Below are 26,375 nucleotides of genomic sequence, written 5' to 3' on the forward strand. Positions count from 1 at the left end.
GGAACTTTTGCGTTCATGCAGTTTTTTGATATTTCGTTAAACTTAATCACTTTGTTTGCATTGGTTTTAGCCATTGGAATTGTCGTCGATGATGCGATTGTAGTTATCGAAGCCGTCCACGCCAAGATGGAAGAAGAACATTTGTCAGCATTAAAAGCGACTAAAAAAGCGATGCACGAGATTTCGGGAGCGATTATAGCGATTACATTCCTAATGGTAGCGGTATTTATTCCTGTTACATTTATGTCTGGTCCGGTTGGAATGTTCTATAGACAATTTTCAATCACAATGGTAACAGCGATTATTCTTTCGGGAGTAGTAGCATTGACATTGACACCTGCGCTTTGTGCGATGATGTTGACTAATAATCATGGAAAACCTAAAAAGAAAACACCTGTAAATAGATTTATAGATGGTTTTAATGACATGTTCAACCTTACGCAAACTAAATACCAACATGTTCTTGGGAAAATTGTAAACAGAAGAGCGGTAACTATTGTTGCACTTTTAGGATTTTGCGCTGGAACATGGTTGATTAGTAGTACGGTTCCTTCTGGATTTATTCCTAATGAGGACCAAGGTATGTTTTATGCAATTATCCAAACGCCTCCAGGTTCATCATTGGAAAGAACGAATGATATTTCAGTGAAATTGCAAAAAATAGCCGAAAAAATAGGAGGAGTAAAATCAGTTTCATCTTTAGCAGGTTATGAAATTTTGACAGAAGGTACTGGATCGAATTCAGGAACCTGTTTGATCAACCTTAAGGATTGGAAAGACAGAAAGCAGTCTGTTCAGGAGATTATGACTGAATTGGAGGAAAAGTCGAAAGATATTCCAGGTGCAAATATTGAATTTTTCCAGCCGCCAGCAGTACCAGGGTATGGAGCCGCGGGAGGATTTGAGCTTCGTTTATTGGATAAAACGGGTTCAGGTGATTACAAGAAAATGGAAAAAATAAACAGTGATTTTGTTAAAGAATTGAACAAACGTCCTGAATTAGCAAATGTATTCAGTTTTTATAGCGCCAGTTTCCCTCAGTATATGATGAAAGTCGATAATGATTTGGCTCAACAAAAAGGCGTGTCTATCGAGAATGCGATGAATACATTGTCAACGCTGGTCGGAAGTAATTACGAAATCAGTTTCATTAAATACGGAATTAATTATAAAGTTATTGTTCAGGCAGCACCAGAATATCGTGCATTACCAGAAGATATTTTGAAGCTTTATGTAAAAAATAACCGCGATGAAATGGTACCTTTTTCAGCCTTTATGAAATTAGAAAAGGTATATGGACTTTCGGAAATTACCAGACACAATATGTACACTTCTACAGAGATTAGTGGTGCTGCAGCTCCAGGATATAGTAGTGGAACTGCCATTAAAGTTATTCAGGAAGTGGCGGCCGAAAAATTACCTAGAGGTTATGATATTGACTGGGCTGGTATTTCTGCCGACGAGGTAGCACAAGGAAATCAGGCAATTTGGGTTTTCCTAATCTGTTTAGGTTTCGTTTACTTGGTTTTGGCAGCACAATATGAAAGTTTCATCTTGCCATTATCAGTGATTTTATCGTTGCCTGCTGGTATTTTTGGAGCTTTCCTTTTATTGAAATGCACAGGTTTGGAAAATAATATCTATGCTCAGGTTGCTATGGTAATGCTTATCGGGTTACTGGGAAAAAATGCCGTGTTGATTGTAGAGTTTGCAATTCAAAGGCATGCAGCCGGAAGGTCGGTATTACAAGCAGCCATGGAAGGAGCAAAAGCAAGGTTCCGTCCTATTTTGATGACTTCATTTGCTTTTATTGCAGGTTTGCTTCCGTTAGCATTTGCAACAGGTCCAGGGAAAATAGGTAACAGAACTATTGGTACTGCAGCAGCAGGAGGAATGCTGATAGGAACAGTTGTTGGAGTATTTGTAATTCCAGGATTGTATTACATTTTCGGCAAAATAGCTGAAAGATTTACCTATGTAAAAGATCAAAGAGAAAATCCATTAACCGAAGAATTTGATGATAATCATGCATAAATTTAAGTCTTATAAATATATTGTCCCGCTAGGAATTTGCCTGGCGGTGGCAAGTTGTACACCTGCTTTAGCGCCATTGGCGGAAACAAAAACTACTCCAGAATCTTTTGGAGCAGCAAATTCAGATACAACGAATACCTCAACAACTCCTTGGAGAACTTATTTTAAGGATCCAAATCTGGTAAACTTGATTGATACTGCATTGAAAAACAATCAGGAGTTGCAAATCACTTTGCAGGAGATTGAAATTGCTCAAAATGATATTCGTGTAAAAAAAGGATTGTTGCTTCCATCTGTTGGGATTGGAGCAGGAGCAGGTATTGAAAAAGTGGGTCGCTACACTAGTCAAGGTGCTGGAGATGCTTCTACCGAAATCATGCCGGGAAAAGAAATGCCAGATCCACTTGGTGATTTGAGAATTGCTGCTTCAGCGCACTGGGAAGTCGATATTTGGAAAAAATTACGCAATTCTAAGAAAGCAGCCGTAAGCCGTTATTTGGCTACAGTTGAAGGGAAGAATTTTGTAATAACCAATTTGATTTCTGAAGTTGCTGATTCGTATTATGAATTGCTTGCTTTGGATAGTCAACTCGATATTGTCAGACAGAATATTGCATTACAAAGTAACGCATTGGAGGTGGTAAAGACTCAAAAAGAGGCGGCAAGAGCAACTGAATTGGCGGTTCAAAAATTTCAAGCAGAAGTTATGGCTTCCAAAAGTATGGAGTTTGATATTCTTCAAAACATCAAAGAAACAGAAAATAAAATCAACTTTTTGCTAGGTCAATATCCGCAGGAAATAAAAAGAGATAAAACCAATTTTGCAAGTTTGTTACCATCGATTGTCAATTCTGGGATTCCATCTCAATTGTTAGCCAATCGTCCAGATGTAAAACAAGCAGAGTTAGAGTTAGAAGCTGCAAAACTAGACGTAAAATCAGCTCGTGCAGAGTTTTATCCTTCGCTTGATATTACTGCAGCTGTTGGATTTAATGCGTTTAAACCAGCGTACTTGTTTACGCTTCCTGAGTCGTTATTGTATTCATTAGCTGGTGATATTGCGGCTCCTTTGATTAATAGAAATGCGTTGAAAGCGGAATATAGTTCAGCTAATGCAAGACAAATTCAGGCCTTGTATAATTACGAGCGTACAATACTAAATGCGTATTTAGAAGTTTCGAATCAACTTTCTAAAATCGATAATTTAGGAAAAAGTTATGATTTAAAATCACAACAAGTTGCGGCATTAGACCGTTCTATAGATGTAGCTGGTGATTTATTCAAATCTGCCAGAGTTGATTATTTTGAAGTTTTGATGACACAGCGTGATGCTTTGGAATCAAAATTAGAGTTAATTGACACCAAGAAAGATCAGCTCACAGCTTCTGTACATGTGTATAGAGACCTTGGAGGAGGCTGGAAATAATTCCATGTTTTTTAAATTGTGAAAAGCCCTGAACATTAAAATGTTCGGGGCTTTTCTATTTACTTTGATGATTTTTACTTTGATGATTTGAAATTATTTTTGGCTTTTTGCCCAAGCATCCATTGATTTTTCTATTATTTCTAATGGCATGCAACCATCTTTCAAAAATTCGGCATGGAAAGCTGAAATGCTAAATTTAGGACCAAGTTCTTTGCTGTATTTTTCTCTAAGCTCTCTGATTTTTAATGCTCCAGTTTTATAACTTAAAGCTTGACCTGGATAAGCCATATAACGTTCAATTTCGGCTACAGCACCATCTTCGCTGATTGCTTCATTATCCATCATATATTTTATAGCTTGTTCTCTTGTCATTTTTCCAGTGTGCATTGCAACATCTACTACCAATCTTACGGCACGATGCATTTCGTCACCTAATGCTCCCATGTGTTGATAAGGATCTGTGTATAGCCCTAATTCTTTACCTAAACTTTCACAATAAAGGGCATAACCTTCGCCATAAGCGCCATACCAGATAAATCTTCTGAATTTTGGGAGTTTTTCATTTTCCATTTGCAAAGAAATTTGATAATGATGACCAGGTATTGCTTCATGCAAAAACAAACTTTCCATTCCGCTTGTAGTATTGAATTTGGTTGCATCGACAATTGGCACATAAAAAACACCAGGTCTAGAACCATCAGGTAATCCCGGATTATATTCGGCGCTGGCACTGGCAGCTCTAAAAGCTTCTGTTTGTTTTATCTCAAATTTTGACTTAGGTACCAACGTAAACATTTTTTTTAGATTTGGTTCCATTTTTCTTTCAATATCTCTGAAAGCATCCAAAACTTCTTTTGGAGTTTTATACGGTGTAAATTTTTTATCTGTTTTCATGTAAGTGAAGAAAGCATTCAAATCTCCTTTAAAGCCAACAGAATCTTTTATCTTTTCCATAATCGCTTTTATACGCTTTACTTCAGAAAGGCCGGTATTATATATTTCTTGTGGCGTTTTATTTGTCGTAGTCCAATATTTTACAGAATAATCATAATATTCTTTTCCGCCAGCTAATGCATTTACACCAGTAGTTGTTCTTGCTTTTGGTAAATATTCATTTTTTAAAAAATCACCAAGTTTTTTATACGAAGGAATCAGTTTGTTGTTGATTAAATCAATGTATGCAGCTGTTAATCTTTTTTTATCGCTTTCGCTAAATGATGCTGGCATTGATTTTATTGGGCCATAAAACAAGCTATTGGTTGCATCTTTCGTAACCATTGCATTCATTTGCGGAATCATTTTTATAACTATAGCTTTTGGTAGCACATAGTTTATAGCCAATCCTTTTTTGAAATTAACAATAGCACTATCGCTCCAAGTCGTAAAAGCACTGGCACGTTCGAGCCAATTATCATAATCTTTTACTGTTTTAAAAGGCTGGTAACCTGTTCCTCCTCCCATTTGTCCAAGTAAAAGAGGAACACCGTTAAATTGGTCAAAAGGAAAATAACTGTTGCCAATCATTGATAGGCCTTTTAGTTCTGTTTCCATTTGATATTTAAAAATGTCATAACTCTTTCTATCATTATCATTTAATTCTTGCTCATTGAATTTGGTAATAGAATCGTTGTAACGAGTATAAAAATCACGAAGTCTCTGACGATAACTATCAGTAAAATCAGCAGGCAACAAGTTGTTATAAAGTGTGTCGCCATTGATTGTCGCTTCAAGAGGGAATAAATGCATTCTTTTGTTATAGTAATTTTCGAGCAGCGTTGCCAGTTTTTTATTGTCTTCTGTAACTGTATCAGCTGAATTGCCTTTTTTTTGATTGCATGCAATAAGTAATAGGAATGTGATTAAAATGGTTGCTTTTTTCATAAAGTGGTTTTTTGATATTTAACAAATATAGGAATTATTTGTATTTTTTTATTTTGTTGCAAATCAATAAATTACAGTTTAAGTTCATTAATTGCATTTGATTTATCAAAAAAATATAACAAAATTTAGTTTTTATAAGAGTCTTTATAACAGCAAAATTAAAATGCCAAGAACCGAAGAACTTTATATTTGATTTTTATCTAATGCATTTTGTAATTTTTTTTCAAATTTTGAAACAGCAAAGACAACTAAAATACAAGCTAAAATAACCACGGTACAAATGACAAGAAAACCAACAGGATCATCCTCTTTGTTGTGTGTCAACTTTATGAATATCCCAGCGCCTACAACTAAAATACTCAGTACAGTGGCACAATATTTTATATTTTTTAAAGCCTTAAGAGAGTCAATAGAGAATGTTTTGTTCTGTCTAACGTATCCTAATAATTGGAATGTTTTGTAAAGACCAATAAAAAACGCAATTGATGTTGCATAACCGTACAAGATGAAAGGATCAGAATAAATGCTCAATAATTCTAAATTTTTGGCTCGACCCTCACTCAAAGGAAATCTAATCAAAACGGCAAGTGCCACGATACCAATTATTATAACAACTGTCTGAAGTAATAGTGTTGAAATTCTTTTCATAATATGTTTTGTAAATTAAATTATTCAAAGATTTGATTAAGAGTCAAACAATAGGATGCTTGAATTGATTTTTCTATTCAATTTTAGTTAAAAATACTTACTAATTGTCTGAATAACAAATAATTAATTGCGATTAAGATTGTTTGCTAATATTTTTTTATATAATTTTATAATACTAAAACAATACTTATTAAAATATATAAAAATAAGTATCCATTGCATGTGATAATCAGAGATAGAAAAAATATTCTGATTAATTTATAAATTTTATTTTCTCAAAATTTATAAATAGACTAGAGTGCCTTTTTTAACAAAAAAAGTAAATTTTAATTTTCTAAATTATTTTACAAAATGGTTGCCCAGGTTAAAAAAAATCTACTGTGGCATTTTCATAGTTATTTAAGACCCCACTTATTTAAATTGAAGCCTTCTCGGCATATTATCTAATTTTTTAAAACTTAAACAACGCTATCCGCGCGGGCTAGTCATGCTTTTGTGCGCGTGAAAAATAAAAATTTAAGAATATACATAAAGAGTTATGCAAGATTATTAATTCAATAAAAAAATAGTATGAAAAAAAAATAACATAGAATGATTACACTATTACGTGAATCTCTAAATCTAAAAATGTAACCAACAATCCTATGCAAACGAATTTTAACGATACTAATTAAAAATTTAAAGCAAGTTAATTACATACCGAATATAACAACTATAAATAGCTACAATATGAAAGAAAGAATCATTATTCGAAATTTATTTCTACTGTGTTTATTTCTCTCGGGAAGTATTCTTTTCGGGCAGACAACAGTAACAGGAGTTGTAAAAGATGCTGGTGGCCCTTTGCCTATGGTAAATATCAATGTAAAGGGAACGGACAAACATTTAGCAACAGATATGGATGGTAGTTTTACAATAAAAGATTTAGATTCAAATGCAATATTAGTTTTTAGCTACATGGGATTTAAGACCAAAGAAGTTCCGGTAGCAGGAAAAACTAGTCTCGAAGTTGTCATGGATCTTGAAGATAATACTTTATCTGAAGTAGTGATAGTTGGGTATGTTGGGCAAAAGAAAAATTCATTGTCATCTGCTATTACTCAAGTAAATATGGATAATTTGGAGAAAACAAAAACTCCAGATGTTTCGCAATCATTGCAAGGACAAGTGGCAGGGGTTTTTGTTGCCGCCAGTACAGGAGCACCTGGTGACGGAATCAAAATTAGAATTAGAGGTGAAGGAACTCTGGGAAACAACGACGTTTTATATGTTGTTGATGGAGTTTCAACACGTGATATAACTTTTTTGAACCCAGCAGATATAAAAACAATGACCGTCTTGAAGGATGCCGCAGCAGGAGCCATTTATGGTTCAAGGGCAGCAGGAGGGGTAATCTTAATTACAACTAAAAGCGGAAAACAAGGTGTTTCCAGCATTACAGCTGATTATTATTCTGGGATTTATCGTGCAGCAAATTTGCCAAATATGTTAAATGCAGACCAGTATTTAACACAACAAGATCAGGCTTGGCATAATACCGCGGCAAATGACGGTTTAGGAATAAGCCCTTATGAAAGAGACAGAAGCAGAACGGATCTGGCTGATACGGATTGGTTAGATGAATTATTCACCACTGGTTTTTCTCAAAATTATCAGGTATCAATAAGTGGAGGGACAGAAAAAATGCAGTATTTATTATCTGGCGGTTACTATGGTATGAACGGAATAATTGTGGGGGATAAAGATACCTATCAACGTATTAATTTTAGAGTGAATGTAAATGCTGAGTTCTCAGATCGTTTCAAAGTAGGTACTAATTTTCAGGTGAGCGAAGTACAGCAAGATAAATTATCTTCGAGTGGTGATGCTCCCGGAATTATTCGTCATGCATTATTGCGACCTCCTGTATTATCTGTTTATAAAAGTCCTAGCGATCCCACATATAATCCAAAAGATCCGTATACCGATTTACCATTTTATACAGGACCAAATGATGGATGGAGTAAGGATTATGAATACACTTCGAACCCGATCGCAATTGTTAATTATACAGATGACAAACGTAAAACGTATCAAAATTTTGGAAATGTATATGGTGAATATTCCTTTTTAGAAGACAATTCTTTAAAGTTTAAAACCAGTCTGGGAGCAGATATTTATTTTACGCATAACAAAACTTTTGCAGAGAATTATGGTGATCCTAATATTGGTGATGTTAATAGTGAATTTTATGGACAAGGAAGACAGAACAGACCAAATAGCCTCAACGAAAATAGAGGTGAGTCAATGACTTTTACGTTCAGTAATACATTGAATTATGTTAAACTTTTTAATGATGTGCATAGTGTTAATTTCTTATTAGGAGCTGAAAGTATTAGTAATACTGAAAGCGCAATAGGTGGAGCAAGAACAAGATATGATAATACAAGTTCTAACTTTAGATATTTGGATTATGGAAGTGTCACAGATATTTATTCTTCTGGTGCGGCATCAAGTTGGTCACTTTTATCGTATTTCGCTTCTGGTACTTATGGTTATAATGAAAAATACTTTCTTACTGGAACAATAAGAGCCGATGCTTCTTCAAGATTTGGGCCAAATAATCATTGGGGATATTTTCCATCATTTTCGGCTGGATGGGTTGTTACTCAGGAAAAGTTTATGGAAAAAACAGATTGGATTTCCAATTTGAAATTGAGAGCTAGCTGGGGACAATCTGGAAATCAGGAAATTCCTAATGATGCTTTTCAAACTATGGTTACCAATTCTGGGGGTACTGTAAATATTATTCGATATGGAAATCCAGATTTAAAATGGGAAACCACTACACAAACCAACTTTGGACTTGATCTAAGCCTTTTTCAAAACAAATTTTCATTTACAATAGACTATTTTGACAAAACAACCGATGATATTTTGTTGGCCATTACATTGCCGGCGGTTTCAGTTGGTGTTATTCAGCCTACCTATGTAAATGCAGGATCCATTACCAACAAAGGTTTTGAATATGCTGCAAGTTACCGCGGGAAAATAGGCGAAGATTTCAAATATAATATTGGAGGAAATTTAGCAACTCTAGATAACAATGTAAATGAATTGCAAGCGTATTTGCCTCAAATTATAGATGAAAAAAGTCATACAATAACCAAAGCCGGATTACCAATGAATTCTTACTACGGGTATAAATTTATTGGAATTTATCAAAACCAGGCAGAGATTAATTCGTATTTACATTCTAATACAAATGGTGTAAAACCCGGTGATATGAAATTTATGGATGTGAATGGTGATGGTGAAATTAATCAAAATGACAGAACTATAATCGGAAATTCGGTTCCGGGAATAACGTATGGAATCAATTTTTCGGCGGAGTACAAAAATTTTGATTTATCCTTTTTATTTCAGGGAGTTTCGGATGTTGACCGTTACAATGATTTGAAACAAATTCTGAATTATGATAGCCGTCCTTTTAATTCTACCACAGAATCACTCGATGGTTGGCATGGTGAAGGAACTACTAATTCACAACCGCGTAATACTTTTGAGAATAATGGTGGTGGACAAGTGTCAAGTGCTTTTATTGAAGACGCTTCTTATTTAAGGCTAAAAAATATTGAGTTGGGATTTAAATTCGATGCCGAAAAATTTAAAATGCAAAATCTACGTCTTTATATTTCTGCCCAAAACTTGTTGACTTTTACCAATTATAATGGTTTAGATCCAGAGTCTACCGCGCTGTTAGATCAAGGAACTTACCCGCAATCTCAAAGTTTCCTTATAGGAATTCAAGCTAAATTTTAATTAAAGATTTAAAGATAACAAGATGAAAAAAATATATTTAATACTCACTGCTAGTTTTATTTACTTTTCAAGTTGTTCGGATTTGACGACTGAACCGATAGGTCAAATACCTTTAGAAGATGCTTTAGAAACGCCAACTATTGCAGCCGCAGCTGCTTGGGTAAATGATTCCTATGTTATGCTTTCGAATACATTAAATCTAATGAGTGAATGGGATTGGAATGCTGGGCTTGTATTTCAGAATGACTATATACTGCAAGATATAGCTTCAGACGATTTGGAAAAAAAATGGGCTCCAGATGGCGATCAGGTTTGGATGGATGATATAAATAACTTCACTTTTACCGCGTCTAATGGTGGGCCAAATGGTTTATGGAAATACGATTACGAAGGGATCAAAAGAGCCAACATTGGTCTCGAGACATTAAAAAACCTTCCTGATTCTGCCGAAAAAACAAGGTTAATGGGAGAAGCTTATTTTCTGCGAGCCTATTTCTATTTTTCTTTGGTAACCAATTTTGGCGGAGTTCCTTTAATATTAAGTCCTATAAAATCCTATCAACAGGCATTTGAAGTTGCCGAAAGAGCCGAAGCACCTTTGGTTTGGGATCAAATAGTAAAAGATTTAAATGCTGCAAAAGATTTATTACCGAATTCTAAATATTCTTCAGATAGTGAAAAATGGAGAGCTTCAAAAGGTGCTGTTATTGCATTGTTAGCAAAAACGGCATTGTATAATAAAAAATGGAGTGAAGTAGGACCACTTGTTGATCAATTGACTGCTTTGGGTTTCAGTTTAAATACAAACTATTTTGATAGTTTTAATTATACTAAAGAGTTTGCCGAAAATGAAGTGATTTTTCAATTTGATCATCAACGAGGCAAACAACCTAGAAAAGGAAATGGTCTTTGTGCCGTTGCTTCATGGGGATTTTTTGCGCCAAGCACAGATTTCTTAAATGCTTTTGAACCCAATGATCCTAGAAAAAAACTTACTGTAGATGTAACGAAACAAAATGCCAATAAAATTTACGGAAGTTTAGATGGAACCAATAAAGCTGATGACGATGCTCCATCCAACAAGGTTTATATCCGTTATGGTGATGCATTGCTATGGAAAGCCGAAGCTTTAATTGAATTAGGGGATTTGCCAGGAGCCATTGCTATAATCAATCAAATAAGAACCAGAGCCAGAAACACACCTACTGCTGATGGATCAGTGACACCTGCCGGAACTTTGCCAGATAGACCAGCATCTTCGGATAAAACAACAGTAAAAAATTGGTTAATATCGGAAAGGAGAGTAGAACTTGGTTTTGAAAATCAGAGAATGTTAGATTTAAAACGATGGGGAATTGCCAAAGAAGTAATGATTGCGCACGGTAAAAATTTCCAAGACAAACATATGTTGTATCCAATTCCTCAAACAGAAGTAGATGCTTCTGCAGGACTTTTAAAACAGAATCCTGGGTATTAATTTTATCAATATTACTAGAATCATGACTGAGTTTTATGAACACTGATTGAGTCTTTTCAATATTATATATTATTTAGAAGAATCAAATGTTGGAGGATATTACCAAGCTCTACAATGTAATCAACTTTAAAAGTGTGATAAAACAATTAATTATACTAGTAATTAGTATCGGTTTATTTTCAAGTTGTGGTGTAACTAAGAGAGACAAATATAATGCCTTAAACGATTATCTTGATTCAGTTATTAAGGACTCTGAAGAAATAATGGTTATTAAAGAAATAGTGGCTCCTGATTTGGCCATATCAATGTTTTATGGGAATGATTTCTGGCCGAAATATCCTGACACAACAGTTGTGACAAGAGAATATGGAATTCATGGTCTTGTATTAGAAAAGGGAAAATGGCTCGATTTATTCGATAAAAAAGACTGGTCAAAAATGAAAAAAAAGTATGGTAGTGAAAAAAAGAAAGTTGTAGGTGAGAGTGGATATTGGAAACTAGATGATTTTAGACATAAAAAAATTGTTTTTGAGAATCTTGCTGTTTTTTTAAAAAATAAGACCTCTATTTATTTTGACACACCTGAAAAAAAAGTATTTGAATTTTCATCACCAATACGCTATCAAAAAAAGTATTTGGTTTTTAGGGTAACTGGAACGACTACTAAATCTTATTGGGGTGGTTTTATTGATTTAGTAGTAGTTATGGAAAAAGTCAATGGCAAATGGATCGTTAGAGGCGAAGCAGGACCAGATTATGTCATTTAGATAATACATTTAAAAATTTTGAAATGGTTGAATCTATTTAAAATACTGCTTATTAGCAAATGAGTATAAATTCAATTGAATACAAAAATTAATGTATCTGTATGAAAAGGAGCAATAATATATAAATTGTTGCTTCTTGTTTTTTAAAACTCAAATTACGCATTAGCCCATAAATGAAACTATAATTATCGGAACGAACTGTCGAAGTAGATTATATCGATATAGACGGATTTTTTTAAGAAATACTTTAAAAAAAATCTGCTGAATCTTCTAAATCTGCGTGAAAAAATCGATAGACCCAATAGCAAATAGGCAAAGTAAATTCTAATGCTAATTTTGGTTAAAAGTAATGTATCAAAAAACAGCTAAATGATGACCAAGTTTAATTCGAATTTTTTCATTCTGTTATTTTGTTTTTTGGGAACAGTTTTGCGAAGTCAAAATCTGAACTTAAAAATAGCTGGGGACACTAAACATGGCTTTATGGTTGAAATTTATAATGGTACTCAGTTGTTGTTAAAAAATACAGAAGAATTTTCACTTCAACTGACAAATACAGATTTCAGCGAGAAAGCTAAAATAGTAGGTTGGAAAGGAGAAAAATGGACAGGAGATGAAAAAAATATAAGCTTAACGAGAAATACCTATGTTTCAGAATTGGATTTAAATGTTTCGATAACGGTTTCATATCAGGTAATCAATCAAAATATTGTCAAAAAAAGCATTGATATATTTCAATCAGGTATGCCTTCTTTGTATTATACGTTAGAAGAAACTGCAAAGCCTCCAAAGATTCCATCAAGATATGTCACTTTCGAGTACGACAATTTTCCAGGAGGTTTTGCACATGAAATGTTTCCCGCAGCGGGTTTTGTTACTCCAGATAATCAAGTCATTGGATTCCTGATGGATGCGGGATATAAAAATCATTATACACGAACTACCAGAAGACGTTTCAACGGGCATGGAGGCGGTTTTGTAGGGATGCGAAAGCTACCAGATCCAGCTTTAGTTTCGGTTGCAACAATAGAGGAAAGAAAAAATAATCAAAATTATATCAAACAGACTTTTGGAGAGTTGTACAATTTGGATGCAGGAAAGGAAACAGAATTAAAAATTGAAAGTCCGTTTCAAAAAGTAGGTGATGTTGCGATAAGTAACAACGAAAATATAACGAGGCTACATTATAATTCGAACAATCAATCTGGATTTGAAATTATAACGCCTTTCAAAGATCAAAAAGTATATTCGATTTCTTTTCTTTCCAAAGGGAATGCATCAGTAGCATTAAAACTCTTTAGAATAAAAAACGGAAAGAAAACTGTCGAACTGGAAAATGGAATAAAGTATATTGACAAATTTCCTGTAAATGATTTGGATTGGACACTTTTTAAAGGAAGTGTTTTAGTCCCATATATTGAGAATGACAGTGTCTCGATGTTTATTGGCGCTCAGGATAGCAAAGGTTGTGAACTTGAGATAAAGGATTTAAAAATTATAGAACATCAGCCAGAGAAACAGCCTTATAATGTAATCAGGATAGGAGAGAAGGTTACTAAGACAACGTATGTTTTTGTAGAACCATGGACAACTCATCATGACTTTGTAATTTCTTCACAAGCGAGACTTGCCGAAGCAAAAGGTTTCAAAGGAAATTTAATAGAGAAAATGCTGTATGCTAATTTCAATATGCTTACATGGATTACTGCGGTAGATGATTTTTCGCCGTTTAACGTTCCTAATATGAATTATTCGCCAGACATGTACAATCGGGATTCTTTTTTCTCCATAGTTGCCAGCTACAACAAAGAATTGAATCTTTCCATTTGGGATAAATGGGCGAAAACCCAAACGGAAAAAGGTGCTATAAGTACCATTATTACGCCCTATATGGGATCAATAGAAGCCAAGGATAATGAAGCCACAATCGAATGGCTGATTTGGGCAATGCTAAATAAAAGACGCTTCGGAGTAACACTTCCAAAGGAAAAAATAGACAAAGCGGTTAATTATGTTTTGAATGAATTTGACGAAGATAAAGACGGGATCTGCAAGTCACATTTCAGCATGAGTCAAATAGATGTTATTGATTATGACCCCAAAACAGATCGTTTAGCTGTTAATCAGGGAATGTTTGTGATTGTTTTAAGAACTATTAAGGAATTAGGGTATAGTATTTGTAATGATGCGTATATCGAAAAAGCAGAGAAAGGATATCGGGATTTTTATGATGTAAAAAGAAAGCATCTTTTGTTTGATAAAGAATTTCCGGATCTTATTTCTTTAACAGATTTAGAACCAGAGTTTTTCTCTCTGTGGCTGTTCAATCATCCGATGTTAACAGATGAAATGGTACAAAATCATTTAGATCAAATTCCTGCTCTAAATAAAGTTCCTAACTCGCCACATCCGGAATTGGGAACAACTGCACCTATTTGTATTCGATTAACAAATGATCAAAAAGGGTATTCATATTTCACTTCGGATTATCAGCCGTTTGGGGAATTTGGAAAAACTTATTACAGTAATGGCGCACAAGATGGGATTTACTATAATGGTGGAAGCTGGATGCGTTCCGAGTATTGCGCTTATGTTGTAGGGCAAAAACACGGTTGGGAAAGAGCCCAAAAAATGATGGAAAACAGAGCTTGGGCCGAAATTAATCTGAATCCAAAATGGCCTTACAGCAAAGAATTCATTCCAACGAAATGGACGACAACAGATTCTTGGTGGCCATCGACCAGAGGTTTATGCTGGAATGTTTTTATTCTAATGGCTGATGAAGTTGCAGGAATTAGAACACCAGAAATGGATCCGGATTATAAAAAGTAGCATAAGATGCTCTCATTTTGATATAATACTTTGCATCGACGTAGAGGTGCAAAGAATAGAAACAATAAAAAAATAAAAAAAATGTAATTATGAAAGATATAGCAAAACGTTTTGAACAAAATCCTTTATTGTCACCATCTGATATTCCAGCCAGTCGAGAGGGTTTGGAAATAACCTGCCTTCTTAATCCTGGAGTTTTTCAATTCGAAGGAAAAACATGGATGATTCTTCGTGTTGCCGAAAGACCGAAACAAAAAGAAGGAATCATTTCGTTTCCTATACTTACAGAAACAGGAGCTATTGAAATTATCGAAATATTTACAGATGATCCAGACTTAGATGCAAGTGATGCCAGAATAATCAACTACAGAGGAGTAGATTATTTAACTACGCTTTCTCATCTCCGATTGGTACGCACCGATGATGGCGTTCATTTTTATGAGCCTGAAAATTATCCTTCTTTAGTTGGAGAAGGAATTTTAGAGACATTCGGGATTGAGGATTGTCGTGTTGTTTTATTAGACGGAACCTATTATTTGACTTTTACATCAGTTTCTCCAAACGGCGTTGGCGTAGGACTAAGAACAACAACTGACTGGAAAAATTTTACTAAACACGGCATGATATTGCCACCTCATAATAAGGATTGTGCCATTTTTGAAGAAAAAATTAATGGATTATTTTACGCGCTTCATCGTCCAAGCAGCGTTGATCTTGGTGGTAATTATATTTGGCTAACCTCTTCGCCAGATGGACTTCATTGGGGAAATCATCATTGCTTGATAAAAGTGCGAAAAGGTTTATGGGATTCAAAACGTGTTGGAGCCGGTGCTGCACCTATAAAAACGGAGAAAGGTTGGCTGTCTATTTATCATGGTGCAAATTTTGATCACAGATATTGCTTAGGTGCTTTTTTGATGGATTTAGAAGATCCTTCCAAAGTAATTGCCCGCACTATAGATCCAATCATGGTGCCAACTGCTGAATATGAATTGACAGGATTCTTTGGTCATGTTGTATTTACCAACGGACATATCGTGCATCCCGACGGAGACACAGTAACTGTTTACTATGGAGCTTCGGATGAGTTTGTTTGTGGAGCTGATTTTTCTTTAAAAGAAATTTTTTCACTTTTAAATTTTGACTAATGCTAAATAAATTAAAAACAGAAATTAGACATTTTCAAAGTCAGTCTCATAATTTCCAGATATTAGTGTTGACTAATTTAGTCTATGCCATTGTTTTGCCAGTAATAGACATTTTTGTCGCTGCCTATGTGATGAGAAGTTCCAATGATCCTGTAAAAGTGGTTATTTATCAATTGACAATTTATACTGGAATACCACTGACTTTTTTATTGAATGGATGGCTTTTAAAACATTTTAATATAAGGAAATTGTATTCTATCGGCATGATGCTTAGCGCTGTTTCGATGATGATAATGATGTCATTAAAGACACTTGATTTGGTCGGAATTGGTTTTGCCGGAATTACCATGGGCTTGTCTTTTGGGTTTTATTGGTCAAATAGAGATTATTTGGCTCTGGCAATTACAAATGACACCAATAGGAATTATTATTACGGAATGGAAACTTTTTTTTATACCATTATTGCCGTGATAGTTCCCATTACAATTGGCTGGTTTATTGAATCAAGTGGTGATGAAAGCCAGATACATTCGTCGTATTTATGGATAACAGGAGCTGTGTTTGTGATTACCGTTTTAGCATCGATTGTTTGTTTTAGAGGAACTTTTCAAAATCCAGCGCAAAAAAAATACATCTTTTTCAAATTTCATCCTTTGTGGTATCGCTTATTGTCATTAGCACTTTTAAAAGGTTTAGCACAAGGTTTTTTAGTGACTGCACCAGCCATGTTAATTATGTTATTAATTGGAAAAGAAGGCGCTTTGGGAACAGCACAATCTGTAGGAGCTGTTATCGCAGCAATAATTATGTATGTGTTAGGTCGTCGTTCTAAACCTTCAGACAGATTAAAAATATTTGCAATCGGACTTTCATTGTTTGCATTAGGCGCTATCGTAAACGGAATTTTATTTGATAAAATGGGCGTTATCGTCTTTATTCTTCTTCTGTTAATAGCAAAACCAATGATGGATTTAGCGTATTTCCCAATTCAATTTAATGTAATTGATATTGTTTCAAAAATTGAAAAACGTAGTGAATTCACTTATATATTAAATCATGAGGCAGGACTTTATGTTGGAAGATTTTTGGGAGCAGGAACTTTTTTGGTTTTGGCTTACACAATCTCTACTGAAGTTGCGTTGCGATATGCAATTATAATCATCGCCATTTTACAGCTTGGTTCTGTTTTTATTGCCAATACAATCATTAAGCAGGGACATATTCTAGCTTCTGAAATTGAAGAGAAAGACCCAAAAGTATTAGATAAAGTAGCTGAGGATATTGTGTAAACTTATTTGAATACGAATTCAAAATAAAATAAATGAGGTATGAATACATTTTTAAAAAATAGATTTTTAGGGTTTTTATTCATTAGTATTATTTTTTGTGGAAGCATACTTGCTCAAGTATCGCAGCAAAAAATACCAAGAGTCGATCAAATGCCTAATATTCCGGCTCCCTTGAAAGTTATTGATTATAAAAAATTATCACTTGACTTTGATAAAACGGTTTTTGATTTTAATGCTAAAGGAAAATATTGGCCATTAGTTTGGATCGATGAAAGTAAAAAGAATTTTCCGCAGCCTGTTGTCGGAATGTATACTGCCGTTGCTGATGTTCGTCAGGGTCCAGACCATAACAAGGGAATGTTTCATGAAGCATTGGCAACAATGGGAGCAACACTTGGCGCAAGCTTAGTTGGAATAAATAAAACCGATCAAAGCGGTCGTAATTATGTTGCAATGGTAAAAAATTATTTCAATACCGAAACGGGTTGGAATATAATGATGAACAATACATGTCCCGAAGTTGCCCTACTTGGCGGTGGTTATGGACGTGATTGGTGGTATGATGTGTATCCAAATTTGCTGTTTTATGGCATTTACTACAAATATCCAAAAGAACCAGGTTTTGATGAAATTGCCAAAACCATTGCAGATAAGTTTTATAACGCCGATGTTATTTTGAACGGAAACTACAATTATTCCTATTTTGATTATGGAAAAATGAAACCGATGACCAATCAGATTTGTACACAAGCTGATGTTGCAGCTGGTCATGCCTGGGTTTTATATGCAGCCTATAAAAAGTTTGGTGACAAAAAATATTTAGAGGGCGCTTTGAGTGCTTTGAGAGCTTTAGAATCCAATAAAATAAATCCAACGTATGAATTGTTAATGCCTTTTGGCGCCTATGTTTCGGCCAGAGTTAATGCAGAACAGGATCAAAAATTTGATACAGCAAAATTTTTAGATTGGACATTTGATGGAACAGCAGTTTGCAGAGAAGGTTGGGGCGTTTTGGTTGGAAACTGGAATGGAATGGATATTTCTGGAACAGTTGGAAGTACAGTAGATCACGGCGGATACGGTTTTTTGATGAATACTTATGATGCAGCTTGGCCTTTGGTACCATTAGTTCGTTATGATCAATCGTATGCGGCTGCAATTGGAAAATGGATGCTGAATGCGGCGAATGCTTCCCGTTTTTTCTATCCTCAGTATATGCCGGATGAGCACGAAACAATTCCACAATTGGCCGATGTAACGAAGGGTGTTATAGCCTATGAGGGAATTATTAAGCAATCTAATTACGAACGCTTTGACAAAATAAAAGCACCCGTTGCACAAGGGGACGGACCTTTATGGGTTTTGGGAAAAAACCCCGAAGAATCTCAGTTTAGTGTGTACGGAAGCGGACACGTAGGGATTTTTGGAAGTATTATTCAAACCACAGATATAGAAGGAATTTTGCAACTAAATTTATTGGCAACCGATTTTTTTCATGACAAAGCTTACCCGTCGTATTTGCTTTACAATCCTTATTCACAAGAAAAAATAGTAAAATTGAATCTTCCTAACGGCCAGAAAGTTGATTTGTACGACACAGTTAGCGGGAATTTTGTTGCCCGTAATGTTACTGCTTCCACAAAAATAAAATTAGGATCTCTTGGTTCAGCAGTGATTGTTTGTGTGCCTGCCGGAGGAAAAATCACTTATAAAGGATCGAAAATGCTGGTAAATGATATTGTAGTCGATTATAAGGCTAAACAAAAATGATCAAATCAAAACTGATATTTGTTATTCTCTTCTCTTTACTGCTGTTGAATTTTAGTTCCGTTACTATGAAAAAGGACGAAATTTCAAAAAAATGGTGGAAAGAAACGGTATTTTATCAAATCTACATGCCAAGTTATGCCGATAGCAATGGTGATGGATATGGGGATTTCAAAGGAATGACGTCAAAACTTGATTATTTACAGCAAATTGGAGTTAAAGGAATTTGGTTAACTCCTTTTCTAACTTCTCCCAAAGTCGATAATGGTTATGATATTTCAAATTATTATGAAATTGATCCCACTTATGGCAACAAAGACGATTTTGATCTTTTTTTGAAAGAAGCTCATCAAAAAGGCATAAAAGTAATCATGGATATGGTGCTGAATCACACTTCCACCGATTGTAAATGGTTTCAGGAATCTAGAAAATCAAAAGACAATCCGTATCGCGATTATTACATCTGGAAAGATAAATCCAATAATTGGGAATCTTTTTTTGGAGGTGGTGCATGGCAAAAAGATACGGTGACAAATCAATATTACTACCATAAATTTGATGTGAGAATGGCAGATCTGAATTGGTCTAATCCCAAAATGGTTTCGGAAGTTCAAAATATATTGAGGTATTGGTTAAAATCCGGTGTAGATGGTTTCCGATTAGATGTTATCAATTTCCTGACAACTGATGGAATAACCGCTGATAATCCTATAAAAAATGGAGCGCAAGAGCATCTAAACGATATTAATCAGGCTGGCGTCAAAGAGGCAATGAAAATAATAAAAACCACCGTTAGCGAATTTGACAATAGATTTATAGTTGGAGAAATTGGAAGCGACAAAATTGAAGTTTTAAAGCAATATCAATCTCCGGAATTACTCGATGTTGTGTTTAATTTCAATTTTGGAAGCATCAAAAATTTTTCGGCTAAGCGCATTTTTGATGAATTGCAAAGTATGGAAAAAAACATGAGCAATTATCCCACATTGTTCTTTGGAAGTCATGATATGCCAAGAATGATGAATCGTTTGGCAGATGGAAATCCTGATAGAGCATTAGCATTAGCTGCATTAATGCTCACAGCTAAAGGAGTCCCTTTTATTTATTATGGAGAAGAAATCGGAATGCAGAACATTGTTTCTGATAGTTTTGATGAAATGGTCGATATCCAGGGTAAAACACATTATCAATTAGCAATTGCAAAAGGGAAAAATCCAACAGAAGCACTTTTAGAAGGCAATGAAAATAATCGCGACAAATCCCGTTCTCCGATGCAATGGAATTCGAATGCTTTTGCAGGATTTTCTTCAGCAAAAAGTTGGATAAAGATAAATCCAAATTACAATGGAATCAATGTAGAAAATGAGTTAAAAGATGAAAAATCTATTCTTAATAGCTATAAGAAATTGATCGCTTTAAGAAATAATGAGAAAGCGTTACAGTATGGTAGTTATGAAAAACTAGAATTCCAGGACGATCAAATTTCTTTTACCCGAATTTTAGGAAAAGATAAAATAACAGTAGTTATAAATTTTGGAAGCGATAAAAAGATTGCTCTTCCAAGTGGTGCCAAAATACTGCTGGGAAAGACTTCTCTTAAACCCAACAACTTTATTCTCTATAAAAACTGATTAATTATGTATTGGTGTAGTTACTGATATCATCTAAATTTATACTGATGGTTCAAACCAATTCTCATTCTTTGAACTTCAGGTTTAATTATAATTTTTTGTTAATCATAAACATATATTTTTTTTGGCTTAATTATTGTAAATGAAAGGTATTGTTGAAAAGGCAATTTGAGATTTAGTCTGAATTTCGACCTTGATTTCAATCATTCCATTCAAAACATAATTAAAATGATTAAGAAAATAAATGCGTTTAGAAGAAGGTTTTTATCATCACTAACTAAAGAAATTGGTAAAAAACAAGATTTTTCATTTGATTCTAATGATGCTAAAAATTGTGAAAGAATTTTAGTAAGCCGTCCCAATCATCGTTTGGGAAACATGTTGTTAATTACACCTTTGATTAACGAATTGACTACTGTTTTTCCATATAGCAGGATTGATATTTTTGCAAAAGGTCCTTTGGCTAGAAGTATTTTTGAAAATTATCCGAATGTTTCGATAATAGAACTTCCTAAAAAACATTTTAGACATTTGTTCCAGTACATATTTGCTTGGATAAAGCTAAGAACTACGAAATATGATCTTGTAATAAATGCAATGCCCAATTCTTCGTCTGGTCGATTGTCAACGCGTTTTGCAAAAGGGAAAAATAAATTCTACGGTTTTGCATTCAACGATGTACAATATCCTCTCGCTGAATATAGACATATAGCCAAGCATCCTGTTTATGGATTGTGGAATTATTTAGGACTATACAAGAATGAGTATATTGTTCCTGAAATGGATTTAAAACTCAGTTTTTTAGAGCTTCAGAAAGGAAACAGACTACTAGCCGAAATGGTGGATACTCATAAAAAAACAATTTGTTTATTTACTTATGCAACTGGTGATAAAATCTATCCTTCATCATGGTGGAATGAATTTTATAAAATCTTAAAAAACAGATACAAAGACTATAATATAATTGAAATATTACCAGTAGAAAGAGTTTCGGCTTTTAATTTCAGTATACCACACTTTTACAGTAAGGATATCAGAGAAATAGGTTCGTTAATAGCAGGTACAGACATGTTTATTGGTGCTGATAGTGGAATGATGCACTTAGCCAATTCAGTTTTGAATCCAACTGTAGGGTTATTTTCTGTTACAGATCCAAATGTGTATGGCTGTTATGGAGATGGCAGTATATCAATTGACACAAATTCAAATGATGTTCAGGACTGTGTGGAAATAATTTCAAATTTATTAGACAATTTAGAAACTGAGTATGAAGCCACAGCAATCCGCTACGCATAATGCTTTCGTCTGAAATTATTTATTTTTAGAAATCAATAACTGAGATTTTCATTACAGAGAAGTTTTAATTCATATTAGGAGAAAGAATTCAGGAAAAATTCAGAATTGGACAATTTTTTTGTTTTAATATTGCGCCTTTATAAAGTCCCCAAAGACATATTTTGTATTTTAAAATGAAAAAAATTCAGTTCCTTAAACCACTTATTAATTTTCTTTTAATTGGTTTTTTAATTCTTTCTGTTAGCCGATTCATATTATTTTTTCTGTTTAAAACCCGTGTGATCGAAACACAAGATTACGGCTATATTTTCCCAATTGGTTTTCGAATGGATGCTATTGTTTTGTGTTATTTGCTTTTTCTGCCTTTGGCTTTAATTGCATTAGTACCAGATCGATTTTTGCAGAAAATACAAAGGTTCTTTAATATTTATTTCATCCTTTTTTTGACATTCATTTTATTTATGGAAATGTCAACGTTGGATTTTATCAAAGAATACGACACTCGTCCAAATAAATTGTTTATCGATTACCTGATTTATCCTCAGGAAGTCGTAGGTACTTTGATCAAAAGTTACCTTTTCTCGATTTTAGTTACGGTGCTTGTACTTACGGGTTTTATATACGTTCTCACCAAATATAGAAAACAGCTTTTCGAAGTGCAATTAATGGATTATAAAACGAAGTTAAAGATTTTTCCCTTAGTTGCTTTTTTTGTGTTTTTTGGAGCCAGATCCAGTCTCACGTCCAAGCGTCCTATTAATGCGAGTGATGCCATTTTTTCTACAGATCACCTTACCAATTCTCTGGGGTTGAATTCATTCTATACGGTTGCTTTTGCATTGTATTCTATGAAAAATGAAAAAAATGCAGAGAAAATGTACGGAAAAATGGACCATACCGAAGCTATTTCAAGAGTGAAAAAGTACATGGATGTGAAGCCTGAGGAATATACAAATAAAGATGTTCCGTTATTGCATATTCAAAAACCAGAAACTACTTTAGAGAAACCTTATAATGTGGTAATAATTCTTGAGGAAAGTTTGGGCGCTGAGTATGTTGGTTCACTTGGCGGATTACCATTAACTCCCGAATTTGATAAACTGACAAGCGAAGGAACGTTATTTACAGATCTATATTCTACAGGAACCCGAAGCGTACGCGGAATCGAAGCCGTTGTAACAGGATTTTTACCTTCGCCATCAGAGAGTGTGGTCAAACTCAATAATGCGCAATCCAACTTCTATACAATCGCATCTTTATTAAAGCAAAAAGGTTACGATACCAGTTTTATTTATGGTGGAAAAGCCAATTTTGATAACATGGGTTCTTTCTTCAACGGAAATGGTTTTGACAAAATTATTGACGAAGATGATTACGATTCAGACAAAAGCGCTTTTCACGGAACCTGGGGCTGGTCTGATGAAGATGTAATGGCAAAAGCCAATAATTATTACAAAACTCTTGGCAACAAACCATTTGTTTCTTTAGTGTTTTCATCTTCCAACCACGAGCCATTTGAGTATCCTGAGGGAAGAATCAAACCGTATGATAAACAATTCAACACGGTAAACAATGCGATGAAATATGCCGATTATTCGATTGGGCAGTTCTTCAAATTAGCCAAAAAAGAAGCCTATTACAAAAACACTATTTTCCTCGTTATCGCCGATCATAATACAAGGACTTATGGAAAACATTTAGTGCCAATCAATAAATTCCATATCCCTGCTTTACTCATTGGACCAAATGTACCAAAAGGCGAAAAGTACAATAAACTATGCAGCCAGATTGATATTCAGCCAACGTTATTGAGCAAAATTGGCATTCCTGTAGAAACACCAATGGTGGGTCGAAATTTGTTTCAATTGCCTAATTCAACTGAGGGTCGCGCAATAATGCAGTTTAGCGACATCAACGCATTCCGCGTCGGAAACGAAGTGGTTATTTTGCAACCCAACAAGCAGCCGCTACAATTTCACGTTGAGCACGACACGGTTTTTACACCCAAAAAACTCAACCCCGATTTAGCCAAAGACGCCTTGGCACACGTAGTAACAGCCTTTTATTTATACAATGATCAAAAATATAAGTTGAAGTAAACTCAAAAAACATAGTAATAAAGCCTAAACATCATCAAGTGTTTAGGTTTTTTTTTGGAGCAAACCATTCCGTTACAAAATCAACTTCAGTCCCGCTATCCGTTGCAATCTTGCGGGCTGAACCCCAGCCCACAAGGATTTTCACTACTATCGGGGCTAAATTACAGCAGTAGTAATTCTTATAACTTTTCAGCTATCCACTATTCAGACTTCTGTGAGCATTTTTAAATGAAAAATGTTTAAGTGAAAATTTTATAACCTATTCAAAAAGTAATATAAAACATTAGAGATAGGAGTGTTATAACTTTGAAATATCAATAAGTGAGTAATTAAACTCATTTAATAATTACAAAATTTATAAACTTTAAAAATAGAAAAGATGAAAAAATTAGCATTGATGCTACTCCTTGTAGCAAGTTCAACAACATTATTTGCCCAGACATCAGTACCAAAAGTGGTAGTAAACGACAAAGATGGTTGGCACAAAATCGGTGAAACTACTGTAAGTTTTGACAAAGACACAGATAAAATTCCAATTGTTGGAGCTAATCGTTTTGCAGCTATTAAAATCAAAGTAACCGAAGCGCCTATTAATCTAAAATCTTTTGATGTTGCTTACGGTGACAATCAAGTAAAAAATGTTGCGATAGGCAAAGAGATTAAAAGCGAGGGCGAAACTTCAATAGCACAACTTGGTGGCGAAAAAGTGGTTAAAAGAGTTGATCTTCACTATAACACTGTAGCACATGGAAATAATAAAAAAGCGCATGTTGAAGTTTGGGGATTAAAAACAAACCCAGACAAGAAATAGTTATAGTTGATTTTAAAAATATTTTTAAATCTAATTTTAAATAAAACTATCATGCCGTAAGGCAATAAGAAAAAAGCCAGTTCAAAAAAGTAATCTCCACTGTTTATCTAACCAAGGTAGGGATACCTTCAGATTACTACAGAAGATATAACTAAATTGAAAGGCTCTTTATCCATCATAATACAAGTTATGTGTACCAATTTGTATTAGAATTGTATAGTTAGGAATATGTTGAAATAGTTGTTAAATCAAATGTAAGTAGAGGTTATTATTAATTTAAAAAAATTTCTATCGCATTTATACGACAAGACAAAGAGTTCTTTTCCTGTCAATTTTATAACCAAGGATGGTAACATAGCTTTATATGATGGATAATTGACTTGCTTTGCAAGTCATAACAGAAGGGTTAGGATAATTATATTCTAACCCTTTTTGAATTCTTTAAAGTTTGCGTATGTGCATTTATTCTGGTTTCAGCCTAATTTTTTCACTCTAAAAATTATGAAACTTTATAAAGGAATTCTGTAACGAAAACCTTCAATTAGATCGCGAAATTTGAATATATCAAAAAGCTAATATTTAAAACATTATAATTCTTTAAAAATATAAAATAGCGATTCTAAATCCATCCAAATGAAAACAATATATCTAAAATCTGGAACAATACAGCATGTTTTTAATGATTTGAAAGATAATTTCAAGGGCACATTAACTCATAATAATGGCGAATATACCTTGGCATTAGCATCTGATCGTGCTCGTGGTAGTATCAAAGGAATAACTTTTCCGGATGGAATTACTTATATGCAATTTGACGTAATTTTTAGAGATGATGTACGTATTAGTATCGAACCGTTTATAACATCGCCTATTTTCTTTGCTTATTGCAATAAAGGAAGAATCCAACACAGTTTTGGAGTACAAGGTGATAGAAAAACAATCAAAAAACAACAAACCGGAATTCTAAAAAGCAATTCAAGTGTAAATAGTATTCTGCATTTTGAAACCAATAAGCCGGTTGCTTTTAATGTTATTCAGATTGGAACTAGTGATCATACAGTCGCTGAACACAATGAGCTGTTAATTAAAAAATTAAAAAAGACTTTTTTCAAAACCAAAAAAGATTATTTAGATGTAAGCTCTCAGGATCCTACAATTGCTCATAAAATTGAGGAACTGAATACATTACCTCACAAAGGAGTTGCTAGAAATATAGTCGTAAGCCGCATTCTCGAAAATATTCTCGAAAGGGAAATCGAGCAGCACACCGACGGACTTTTGGTACTGGCTGACAGAATAAGTTCTTTCACATTAAAACAAATAGAAGAAATAAACAAAGCTTCAGATTTTGTTATAAACCTTTCGTTGGAACTATTTACAACTGACTTTCTTATCGAGAAAGCAAGATTGTTCACTAATAAATTGCAAAGGGATTTCAAATTAATTTCTAATAGATCAATGCATGGTT

Annotated in this window: 16 protein-coding genes; 14 read left to right on the plus strand and 2 right to left on the minus strand. The window is 34.1% G+C overall.

Annotation, left to right across the window (positions count from 1 at the left end; translation table 11 throughout):
* Together VLC96_RS06535 and VLC96_RS06540 are read left to right on the plus strand one after the other, a co-directional pair.
* The coding region (locus tag VLC96_RS06535; RefSeq protein ID WP_325261504.1) for an efflux RND transporter permease subunit at window positions 1-2,034 on the plus strand (2,034 nt) is incomplete at its 5' end.
* On the plus strand, window positions 2,027-3,460 hold the full coding sequence (locus tag VLC96_RS06540; protein ID WP_325261506.1) for a TolC family protein: 1,434 nt from the start codon (window positions 2,027-2,029) through the stop codon (window positions 3,458-3,460). The genes VLC96_RS06535 and VLC96_RS06540, both read left to right, overlap by 8 nt.
* 93 nt (window positions 3,461-3,553) lie before the next feature.
* Here the strand turns inward: VLC96_RS06540 and VLC96_RS06545 are convergent, their stop codons facing one another.
* Window positions 3,554-5,341 carry a DUF885 domain-containing protein gene (locus VLC96_RS06545; protein ID WP_325261507.1) on the minus strand — a complete coding sequence of 596 codons (1,788 nt, stop codon included), beginning with the start codon at window positions 5,339-5,341 and terminating at the stop codon, window positions 3,554-3,556.
* 183 nt (window positions 5,342-5,524) lie between these two features.
* Window positions 5,525-5,989 carry a DUF2975 domain-containing protein gene (locus VLC96_RS06550; protein ID WP_325261508.1) on the minus strand — a complete coding sequence of 155 codons (465 nt, stop codon included), beginning with the start codon at window positions 5,987-5,989 and terminating at the stop codon, window positions 5,525-5,527.
* Window positions 5,990-6,718: 729 nt separating this feature from the next.
* Here VLC96_RS06550 and VLC96_RS06555 point away from each other — a divergent pair.
* The 12 genes from VLC96_RS06555 to VLC96_RS06610 all read left to right on the plus strand — a co-directional run.
* Window positions 6,719-9,790, plus strand: a complete 3,072-nt coding sequence (locus VLC96_RS06555; RefSeq protein ID WP_325261510.1) for a SusC/RagA family TonB-linked outer membrane protein — start codon at window positions 6,719-6,721, stop codon at window positions 9,788-9,790.
* Between the two features lie 22 nt (window positions 9,791-9,812).
* The gene (locus VLC96_RS06560) at window positions 9,813-11,267 is read left to right on the plus strand and encodes a RagB/SusD family nutrient uptake outer membrane protein (RefSeq protein WP_325261512.1); all 1,455 of its coding nucleotides are present in this window, start codon (window positions 9,813-9,815) and stop codon (window positions 11,265-11,267) included.
* Between the two features lie 134 nt (window positions 11,268-11,401).
* Window positions 11,402-12,034, plus strand: a complete 633-nt coding sequence (locus tag VLC96_RS06565) for a hypothetical protein (protein ID WP_325261513.1) — start codon at window positions 11,402-11,404, stop codon at window positions 12,032-12,034.
* A 483-nt stretch (window positions 12,035-12,517) separates the two neighbouring features.
* The gene (locus VLC96_RS06570) at window positions 12,518-14,866 is read left to right on the plus strand and encodes a hypothetical protein (RefSeq protein ID WP_325261515.1); all 2,349 of its coding nucleotides are present in this window, start codon (window positions 12,518-12,520) and stop codon (window positions 14,864-14,866) included.
* Between the two features lie 89 nt (window positions 14,867-14,955).
* Window positions 14,956-16,014 (plus strand): glycoside hydrolase family 130 protein, encoded by a 1,059-nt coding sequence (locus VLC96_RS06575; protein ID WP_325261516.1) that lies wholly within the window; start codon window positions 14,956-14,958, stop codon window positions 16,012-16,014.
* Complete coding sequence (locus tag VLC96_RS06580) at window positions 16,014-17,303, plus strand: MFS transporter (protein ID WP_325261518.1); 1,290 nt, start codon at window positions 16,014-16,016, stop codon at window positions 17,301-17,303. Before VLC96_RS06575 ends, VLC96_RS06580 begins: the two co-directional genes overlap by 1 nt.
* A 39-nt stretch (window positions 17,304-17,342) precedes the next feature.
* Complete coding sequence (locus tag VLC96_RS06585) at window positions 17,343-19,073, plus strand: glycoside hydrolase family protein (protein WP_325261519.1); 1,731 nt, start codon at window positions 17,343-17,345, stop codon at window positions 19,071-19,073.
* 65 nt (window positions 19,074-19,138) lie between these two features.
* Window positions 19,139-20,701 (plus strand): alpha-amylase family glycosyl hydrolase, encoded by a 1,563-nt coding sequence (locus tag VLC96_RS06590; protein WP_325261520.1) that lies wholly within the window; start codon window positions 19,139-19,141, stop codon window positions 20,699-20,701.
* A 228-nt stretch (window positions 20,702-20,929) separates the two neighbouring features.
* Complete coding sequence (locus VLC96_RS06595; protein ID WP_325261522.1) at window positions 20,930-21,997, plus strand: glycosyltransferase family 9 protein; 1,068 nt, start codon at window positions 20,930-20,932, stop codon at window positions 21,995-21,997.
* Window positions 21,998-22,170: 173 nt separating this feature from the next.
* Window positions 22,171-24,096, plus strand: a complete 1,926-nt coding sequence (locus tag VLC96_RS06600) for an LTA synthase family protein (RefSeq protein ID WP_325261524.1) — start codon at window positions 22,171-22,173, stop codon at window positions 24,094-24,096.
* 379 nt (window positions 24,097-24,475) lie between these two features.
* Entirely contained in the window at window positions 24,476-24,907 is a 432-nt protein-coding gene (locus tag VLC96_RS06605; protein ID WP_325261526.1) for a DUF2541 family protein, read from the plus strand.
* 633 nt (window positions 24,908-25,540) lie between these two features.
* On the plus strand, window positions 25,541-26,375 hold an 835-nt coding region (locus VLC96_RS06610; protein WP_325261528.1), incomplete at its 3' end, for a hypothetical protein.

The sequence above is a fragment of the Flavobacterium sp. genome, assembly GCF_035456085.1.
GTDB lineage: Bacteria > Bacteroidota > Bacteroidia > Flavobacteriales > Flavobacteriaceae > Flavobacterium.

Coding starts and splice junctions, on each gene's coding strand:
- VLC96_RS06600 (WP_325261524.1), top strand. CDS start 22,171: ATGAAAAAAATTCAGTTCCTTAAACCACTTATTAATTTTCTTTTAATT.
- VLC96_RS06585 (WP_325261519.1), top strand. CDS start 17,343: ATGAATACATTTTTAAAAAATAGATTTTTAGGGTTTTTATTCATTAGT.
- VLC96_RS06555 (WP_325261510.1), top strand. CDS start 6,719: ATGAAAGAAAGAATCATTATTCGAAATTTATTTCTACTGTGTTTATTT.
- VLC96_RS06545 (WP_325261507.1), bottom strand. CDS start 5,341: ATGAAAAAAGCAACCATTTTAATCACATTCCTATTACTTATTGCATGC.
- VLC96_RS06605 (WP_325261526.1), top strand. CDS start 24,476: ATGAAAAAATTAGCATTGATGCTACTCCTTGTAGCAAGTTCAACAACA.
- VLC96_RS06575 (WP_325261516.1), top strand. CDS start 14,956: ATGAAAGATATAGCAAAACGTTTTGAACAAAATCCTTTATTGTCACCA.
- VLC96_RS06595 (WP_325261522.1), top strand. CDS start 20,930: ATGATTAAGAAAATAAATGCGTTTAGAAGAAGGTTTTTATCATCACTA.
- VLC96_RS06590 (WP_325261520.1), top strand. CDS start 19,139: ATGAAAAAGGACGAAATTTCAAAAAAATGGTGGAAAGAAACGGTATTT.
- VLC96_RS06560 (WP_325261512.1), top strand. CDS start 9,813: ATGAAAAAAATATATTTAATACTCACTGCTAGTTTTATTTACTTTTCA.
- VLC96_RS06580 (WP_325261518.1), top strand. CDS start 16,014: ATGCTAAATAAATTAAAAACAGAAATTAGACATTTTCAAAGTCAGTCT.
- VLC96_RS06540 (WP_325261506.1), top strand. CDS start 2,027: ATGCATAAATTTAAGTCTTATAAATATATTGTCCCGCTAGGAATTTGC.
- VLC96_RS06570 (WP_325261515.1), top strand. CDS start 12,518: ATGGTTGAAATTTATAATGGTACTCAGTTGTTGTTAAAAAATACAGAA.
- VLC96_RS06550 (WP_325261508.1), bottom strand. CDS start 5,989: ATGAAAAGAATTTCAACACTATTACTTCAGACAGTTGTTATAATAATT.